Genomic DNA, 7,617 nt, shown 5'->3' with positions numbered 1-7,617 from the left:
CTTCGTCGGCAGCGTCAGAGGGGTATAAGAGCCAGGGCCACCTCGGGGAGGATCGGAGTGGGGGCCTCGGTGAGACGGACGAGGACATCCTCGGGCAGGCCGACGACGACGGGCCCTGGGCGACCGGATGCAGCGATGCGCAGGGCATCGGCGGTGATCTCACCGGCACGGTCCTCATCATCGATGGTGAGCACGCGCTTCGCCGTCGAGGAGAACCACTCGGACAGGTTGAACTCCTGGAAGGATTCGCGGGAGCGATCGTTGAGGGGGACGAGGCCGACGAACAGGACGAGCGCGGTTGCGTCCTGCCAGGCGGTGTGGACAGAGATCATCGCATTCGCCGCCCCTGGACCGCGGGTGACCATGGCGATTCCGGGACGGCCGGTCAGCCGGGATTCGGCCAGCGCCATGTACCCCGCACCGCCCTCCTGCCGGCACACGACGGTCTCGATGTTCGCGTCATACAGTCCGTCGAGGACGTCGAGATAGGACTCACCGGGGACCGCGTAGACGCGCTCGATGCCCGCGCTCTCCAGGGTGTCGACGATGAGATGGCCGGCGGAACGCGACATGGTGTGGGTGTCCTTTCGACGATCGAACGGTGTGAGGTCCGGGGCTCCCGGCCCGGTGTTGCGCTGGGTTCTCAGCGCTGTGCGGTTCTCAGTGTTTGAAGCCGGGCAGGTCGACGCTCATGCGGGGAGCGACGAAGCCTGCGAACGCCGTGAACAGGGAGAGGAAGACGAGCATTGCGGCGGCCGGCCGCCAGTGATCACCGGCGGAGGCGACGAAGCTCGTGGCCAACAGCGGAATGAAGCCCGAGAGCATGCCTGCGGCGTTCTGCGCCATGCCGACACCCGTGTAGCGGGTCGTCGCGGGGAACAGCCCGGTGAGCACCGTGCCCGATGCCGCATAGGGCAGTGACAGGGTGGATACGGCCAGGGTCATGGCGATGACGACGAGGACCGGGTTGCCGGACTCGAACAGGAAGAACGCGGGAACCGCGACGACCGCCGAGGCGACTCCGCCCCAGAGGATGACCTTCGAGGCTCCAAACTTCGTACCCAGGACGCCGCCCCAGATGAGGGCACCGATTTCGACGGCGGCCGCGACCATGCTGCCGAGCAGGAGGAGCGAATCGTCGTAGCCGAGGACGTTGACGCCGTACCAGACGCAGAACGCGGTGACGAGGTAGAAGCCGCCGACGCCGAGCAGGGCAGCGGCCATGCCGATGATGATCTGCTTCCACGAATCACGGAAAGTGGTGCGGATGGGGCTCTTCTCGACCTCGCCGGATTCCTCGAGTTGGCGGAAGACGGGGGACTCCTCGAGACGGGAGCGCAGGTAGACGGCGACGACGAGCAGCGGGAGGGCGATGAGGAACGGGATCCTCCAACCGAAGGAGTTGAAGTTGTCCTGCGAGAACAGCAGGGTCATGACGAAGAAGCCGCCGGAGGAGAGGATCGTGCCGATCGGGGAGCCGATCTGTGGGATCGCCGCATAACGAGCACGCAGGTGGAGAGGGGCGTTCTCGACGACGAGCGTCATCGCTCCCGACCATTCGCCGCCGACGAAGAGTCCCTGGAGGATGCGCAGGAGTACGAGCAGAGCGGGGGCGGCGAAGCCGATCGCGGCATAGGTCGGCAGGAGGCCGATGAGGCCGGTGACGACGCCGATGCCGATGATCGTGATGAGCAGGACCTTGCGGCGCCCGATCTTGTCGCCCATGCGGCCGAAGATCAGACCGCCGATGGGACGAGCGGCCAGCCCGACACCGAAGGTGGCGAAGGAGGCCATGGCGGCGGCCGTGGCGTTCTCGCTGGTGAAGTACTGGACGTTGAAGACAAGGGCGGCCGCTGCCGAGAAGAGGAAGAAGTCGTACCACTCGAGGGCGGTGCCGATCAGGGCGCCGGCGGCGACCTTGTTTGCGTCCTTGATGCTCAGTTCCGTTGTGGCATTGAGCTCGGCGGACGCCGTGGTGTTCTGCTCGCTCATGGATTCTCTCCGTCGAGTCCGGGGACCTGGGCCTGGTCGGCCGAGTCCGGGTGCGGGTGGTGCTTCGGTCGATCGTTGCGATCGACCGGCAGGTATCGACCTTACAGAGTGCCACATGTCCTGATCCAGGCACATTTGTCGCCGAAAAGTGGACAGTGCTTGTGCAGGTGCACATATTCTGGACGGTGTGATGGATGAACAGGTTGGAATTGCGGGCACACGACAGCTTCGGGACCGTCCGGAGCCCGGAGACGAACGTCGCTGGCTCGAGCTCCTCGACGCTCTCGATCTGGACGAGCTGACCGAACGGTTCATGACCCGTGTCGTCACGGTCTCCGGCTACGATCCCGCACCGATTCCGGTCTCAGAGCTGCGGCGGACCGGTCGGCTCTCCTTCTCCACCCTCATCGAAGGACTGCGAGCCGGTGGGTTCGACGGGCCAGTGCCGGTGTCGACGGAGGTCGGGGTCTCCCGGGCGCGGGCTGGAATTCCGCTCGAGGCGCTGATGACCGCGATCCGCCACGATTTCAATGTGCTCTGGGAGGTGCTCACCAGTGTGGCGAATCAGGAGGATGCGGAACTCGTCATCCGGCACACCGGCATCGTCTTATCCACCGTCGATGAATACGTCTCGCAGGTCCAACAGGCCTATACCGCCGAGCGCACTCGGATGCGGGCGGAAGAGGATTCGGTGCATGCGGGCCTCATCGCAAGCCTCTTCGATGATCCCGATCCCACAGCGGAGCGCCTGTCGCGGATCGCGACCGGGCTCGGTCTCGATGTGGATTCTCCGCTGCTCGTCATCGCTGCCACCGGGGACGATGTTCGGGCGCTGCGGGTGATCATCTCCGATCATGCCCGCGCGGGCGGGACCATGTTCACGCACCACCTCGGCGAGGTGCTCATTGCGTTCACGCAGGTTCCAGGTGGTGCGGGCCATGCTTCCACTGCAATCGGGGGCGGAGCCGGCCACACGTCGACGGCGCTCGCCGGCAAGATCGCCGAGGCCAGAGTGGGGTATGTCCGCGCGGACGGGATCGGCACCCTGCGGCGGTCGGCGTTGACCGCGCGTGACCTCGCCGATGTCATCGCCGCTGATGAGACGTCTGCGATGACGTGGCGCAGTGGGTGGGCGCGGTTGGCCGCACGGTCGCTCAATGCCGCCGGCAATCCGATCCTCGCCGATGTTGAGTCCGCGCTGGCCGCCTGTGGTCCGGTCGAGCGGGAGCGCCTCATCGAGGCGGTGCAGGTCTACCTCGCTTCGGGGAGCATCGGTGCATCTGCCGCGCAGCTGTTCTGCCATCGCAATACCGTGGCGAATCGTCTGCGCCGCTTCGCCGACCTCACAGGAGTCGATCCGATGATCCCCGCCGAGGCCGCCCGCCTCGTCGTCGGTTGGGCGTGAGCAACGCGATCCGGGAGCCATCGGGCGACCACGGCGGGCGGACCGCTCAACAGGACTGCGGCAGTCCGGTGAAGCTCTGCCCATGCGGTCCCGTCAGGGCGAGAGCTCGGCCGTCGACGCTGAGCACGAATCGCCCATCGGGCTCGATCCCGAGTGTCTCGAGCTGAGCGCGAGTGTCAGGCAGCACGCTTGCGCCCTCGTTGCTGATCCACACGACGTCGTCGCGCGATTGCATGAGCGAAGCGAAGCCGGCACGCGCCTCGGCGTCGACATAGGCCAGCACCGCACTGTGGAAGACGACCGGTTGGGTCCCGGCTGGCACCCTGGCAAGCAGGGTTTCGACGGTGTCGAGCAGGTCGCCGCGGACGAGGTGCGGGGGATCGGCGGCCGCGACCGAGGCAGCGGCGAGGAGGCGCTCCCGTCTCGACTCATGCTCCGGCCAGATCAGCGAAGTCAGCCATTCCCGCTGGTCAGCATCGGTGATATCGAGAGGATTGAGGTCGATTCCGGCCCGCCACGCGACCTCGGGGAGACGGTTTGGCACAGCAGTGTTCGTCAGTTCGCATTCGAGCACGACCGGGCTCGGACCGTTCGCAGGGTCGAGCGTCGTCGACTTCGCGGAATCTGAACCGGAAGACCCGGCCGCCTCGGTGACGGTGAACCTGTAGCTGTACCGGTCGGGATAGAGACAGAGCCCCGCTGAGGCGCCTACTTCGATGAGCGCAAGCGGTCCTGGGATATGTGCGAGCACCGGCAGAAGCGTTGCACAGCGACCCGCCTCATTCGTCTGCGTCGACCGGGCGAGCATGAGCTCGCGCACCTTCGCCCAGTGGTCGAGCAGCCATGCACGCAGGTCAGCATAGGAGCCTTCGCCAGCGCCGAGGTGGCGAGCTGCGCCGAAGAGCAGATTGGCCTGGCGCTTCGGTCGGGGCAGTTCGAGCAGGCGGGAGAGCACCTCGTCATCCGCGGCCACTCCCTCGGCCCATAAGGCGTAGATCGGGGAGGTGTCGGCCGCTTCGAGGTGGGCGAACTTGCCGTAGTAGTCGCGCAGAGTCTCGGCTTCGAGTTCGGTCATCGGCTGCACCGTGGCTCCTCTTCGCAATCGGGTTGTCTGCACTCATCGTAACCATGCCGTCGGTCGAGCAGAGCACCGCAATGCGTCCCGGTATTCGGTACTTTTGCTGCGAACTCTAGGCGAAGCGGGAGCGCTGTCGTAATGTGTTGCCATCATGCGCCGACGACCATGTTCGCGGCGCATCCCCGCGCCACCACCGTGGCCCGACCTGATCGAAGGAGATCGCATGTCATCCGAGGTGAGCCCGCCTGTGAGCGGACAGACCCCCGCCGATTCGGCACTGGAGAAGAGGACCCTGCGCAAGGTCCTCATCCGTCTCATCCCGTTCGTCATCGCGATGTACTTCGTCAACTACCTCGATCGGACGAACATCGGCATCGCCGGACCGGGCGGAATGAACGAAGACCTCGCGATGAACGCGACCCAATTCGGGTTCGCCGCAGGCATCTTCTTCTTCGGCTACCTCATCCTCGAAGTGCCCTCGAACCTCGCTCTGCACAAGTTCGGCGCCCGCATCTGGCTCGCCCGCATCCTCATCAGCTGGGGCATCGTCGCCGCGGCCATGGCATTCGTGCCCAACCACGGCTGGCTCTACGTGCTGCGGTTCCTTCTCGGAGTCGCAGAGGCGGGATTCTTCCCCGGCATCATCCTCTACCTCACGTACTGGTTCCCGACCTCGATGCGCGCGCGGGCCACGGCTCTGTTCATGCTCGCCATCCCGCTCTCCAGCGTCGTGGGTTCGCCCCTGTCGTCGTGGCTGATCTCCAGCGGCAACTCGATCTTCGAGAACTTCGCCGGCTGGCGCTTCATGTTCATCATCGAAGGCGTGCCCGCCGTCCTCCTGGGCATCATGTGCATCTTCTACCTCACCGACCGCCCGCGGGACGCGAAGTGGCTGAGCGCCGAAGAGCGCAACTGGCTGCAGTCGACGATGGACGCCGAGGAGAAGAGCAAGGAAGAGACCTTCCACTACCCGGTCCGCCGGTCGCTGCTCCAGCCCCGCGTCTGGGCCCTGTCCTTCGTCTACTTCGGCATGGTCTACGGCCTCTACGCCATGAGCTTCTTCCTCCCGACGATCATCGCCGGCTTCCAGGAGTCCTTCGGCGTCGAGTACTCGATCGTCGAGATCGGCCTCATCACGGCCATCCCCTATGTCTTCGGTGCCCTGGCCATGTACTTCTGGTCCCGGCACGGCGATCGCACGGGTGAGCGTGTGTGGCACGTGGCCATCCCGCTGTTCGTCGGCGGTGTGGCGATCCCCATCGCCCTCTACCTGTCCTCGCCGTTCACCACGATGATCGCCGTGACGATCACCTGCATGGCGATCTGCGCCGCCCTGCCGACCTTCTGGCCGCTGCCGCAGACCTTCCTCGCCGGTGCCGGTGCCGCCGCGGGACTCGCGCTCATCAACTCGCTCGGTAACTCCGCGGGCTTCTTCGCCCCCTACATCACCGGTTGGTTGGCTGACCTCACCGGAACCCAGAATGCCGGCATGTGGGTCGTCGGCGCGGCCATGGTCGCCGCAGGCATCGTCACCCTCATCCTCCGGGCCGCACCCGCCCCCGATAACCTGGACGTGAAGCTGAAGTGACGGCCCGCCGTCCGCCTTCGACCGATCGATCAGAGGAGCAGAAATGACGATCCCGACGTCCACCGCACCCGACTTCCCCGCCCTCGACCCGGCGGCGCTCGATGAGCTTGCCGCACGACTGAGCCCGGGTGCGCTGACTACTGACCCGGATGTCATCGACGCCCACTCCAGCGACGAAGCCCTGTTCTGCCCGCGCGAGGGCGCGATCGCCCTGGTCAGGGCCGCCTCGGCGAAAGACGTCCAAGAGGTCATGCGGTTCGCCGGCGCACATCGGGTGCCGGTCGTCCCGCAGGGGGCGAGGTCCGGGATCTCGGGAGGCGCGAACGCCTCACCTGGAGCGATCCTGCTCAACGTGTCGAAGATGAAGGACGTCCTGGCTGTCAACGAGGCCGAACGTCTCGTCACCGTCCAACCGGGCATCATCAACCAGGACCTCAAGGACCACCTCGCCCCGTTCGGACTGTCCTACCCGCCGGATCCCGGATCGGTGGCACTGTCATCGATCGGTGGGAACATCGCAACGAATGCCGGCGGACTCTGCTGCGTGAAATACGGTGTGACCAGGGACTACGTGCGCTCACTCAAAGTCGTACTCGCCGACGGGACCATCACCACGCTCGGCCCGCAGACGGCCAAGGGCGTGGCCGGACTCGATATGCGCCATCTCTTCATCGGCTCCGAAGGCACCCTGGGCATCGTCGTCGAAGCGACGCTGCGCCTCGTGCCCGCCCTGCCCGAGCCGTTCACCGCGATCGCGACCTTCCCGGATGAGCGCAGCGGACTGCAGACCGTCGCCGACTTCATGGCCGGCGGCGGGGTGCCGAGCCTGTTCGAATTCCTCGACGGGGCCAGCCTGCGCATGCTCAACGACTACGGCGACTTCGGCCTCGACGGCGATGCCGGGTCGATGCTCATCATGCAGGTCGACGACAACCCGACCGATGCGGAGGCCGCGATGTCGACCTTCACCGAGGTGGCCCAGCGTTGCGGTGCCCTCGACGTCGCGTACTCCGACGACCCGAGCGATTCCGCGGCTCTCATCACCGCACGACGGATGATCCAGCCGGCCTACGAGAAATTCGCCAACGCTCACGGCGGCGGTCAGCTGCTCGACGATGTATGCCTGCCGCGCACCGCCGTGCCCGAGTTCTGTGACCGTCTGGCCGAGCTGCGGTCATCATCCGGACTCGAGATCGCCCTCGTCGCGCACGCCGGCGACGGAAATATGCACCCCTCGGTGTTCTTCGACTCCGGCGATGCGGCCGAGACGGCGAAGGCCGAAGGGGTGTTCGCTGAGATCATGCGCGTCGGCCTCGAACTCGGCGGCACGATCACCGGCGAACACGGGGTCGGGTTCCTCAAGCGCGCTTGGCTGCCGAGCGAACTCGACGAAGGATCACGACGGATCCAGCTGGCCGTGAAGAACGCGCTCGACCCGCTGGGCATCCTCAACCCAGGGAAGATGCTCGCCGAGATCTGAACGCAGTCGGGCTGTCGGCAGTGCACGCATGCGCCGTGGCGGCGCGCCCTCGAAGCAGGAGGCCGGCGGTCTTT

Annotated in this window: 5 protein-coding genes and 1 pseudogene; 3 read left to right on the top strand and 3 right to left on the bottom strand. The window is 66.1% G+C overall.

Annotation, left to right across the window (positions count from 1 at the left end):
• Window positions 1–50: 50 nt before the first annotated feature.
• Together D3I60_RS10755 and D3I60_RS10750 are read right to left on the bottom strand one after the other, a co-directional pair.
• Window positions 51–572, bottom strand: a pseudogene (locus D3I60_RS10755) (thiamine pyrophosphate-binding protein); the annotation flags it as partial.
• A gap of 88 nt (window positions 573–660) precedes the next feature.
• Window positions 661–1,992: an MFS transporter gene (locus D3I60_RS10750; RefSeq protein ID WP_262776239.1), complete on the bottom strand. Its 1,332-nt coding sequence runs from the start codon at window positions 1,990–1,992 to the stop codon at window positions 661–663.
• Between the two features lie 190 nt (window positions 1,993–2,182).
• Here D3I60_RS10750 and D3I60_RS10745 point away from each other — a divergent pair, with 190 nt between their 5' ends.
• Window positions 2,183–3,397, top strand: coding sequence for a PucR family transcriptional regulator (locus tag D3I60_RS10745; RefSeq protein ID WP_262776238.1), 1,215 nt, complete (start codon window positions 2,183–2,185; stop codon window positions 3,395–3,397).
• Between the two features lie 46 nt (window positions 3,398–3,443).
• Here the strand turns inward: D3I60_RS10745 and D3I60_RS10740 are convergent, their stop codons facing one another.
• Window positions 3,444–4,472 carry a DUF2332 domain-containing protein gene (locus D3I60_RS10740; RefSeq protein ID WP_262776237.1) on the bottom strand — a complete coding sequence of 343 codons (1,029 nt, stop codon included), beginning with the start codon at window positions 4,470–4,472 and terminating at the stop codon, window positions 3,444–3,446.
• Window positions 4,473–4,698: 226 nt separating this feature from the next.
• Here D3I60_RS10740 and D3I60_RS10735 point away from each other — a divergent pair, with 226 nt between their 5' ends.
• Entirely contained in the window at window positions 4,699–6,063 is a 1,365-nt protein-coding gene (locus tag D3I60_RS10735) for an MFS transporter (RefSeq protein WP_262776235.1), read from the top strand.
• Between the two features lie 43 nt (window positions 6,064–6,106).
• Window positions 6,107–7,543, top strand: a complete 1,437-nt coding sequence (locus tag D3I60_RS10730) for an FAD-binding oxidoreductase (RefSeq protein WP_262776234.1) — start codon at window positions 6,107–6,109, stop codon at window positions 7,541–7,543.
• Window positions 7,544–7,617 lie beyond the last annotated feature (74 nt).

It is taken from the genome of Brevibacterium permense (assembly GCF_025506275.1).
GTDB lineage: Bacteria > Actinomycetota > Actinomycetes > Actinomycetales > Brevibacteriaceae > Brevibacterium > Brevibacterium permense_A.
This window is presented reverse-complemented; position numbering and strand designations above follow the sequence as displayed.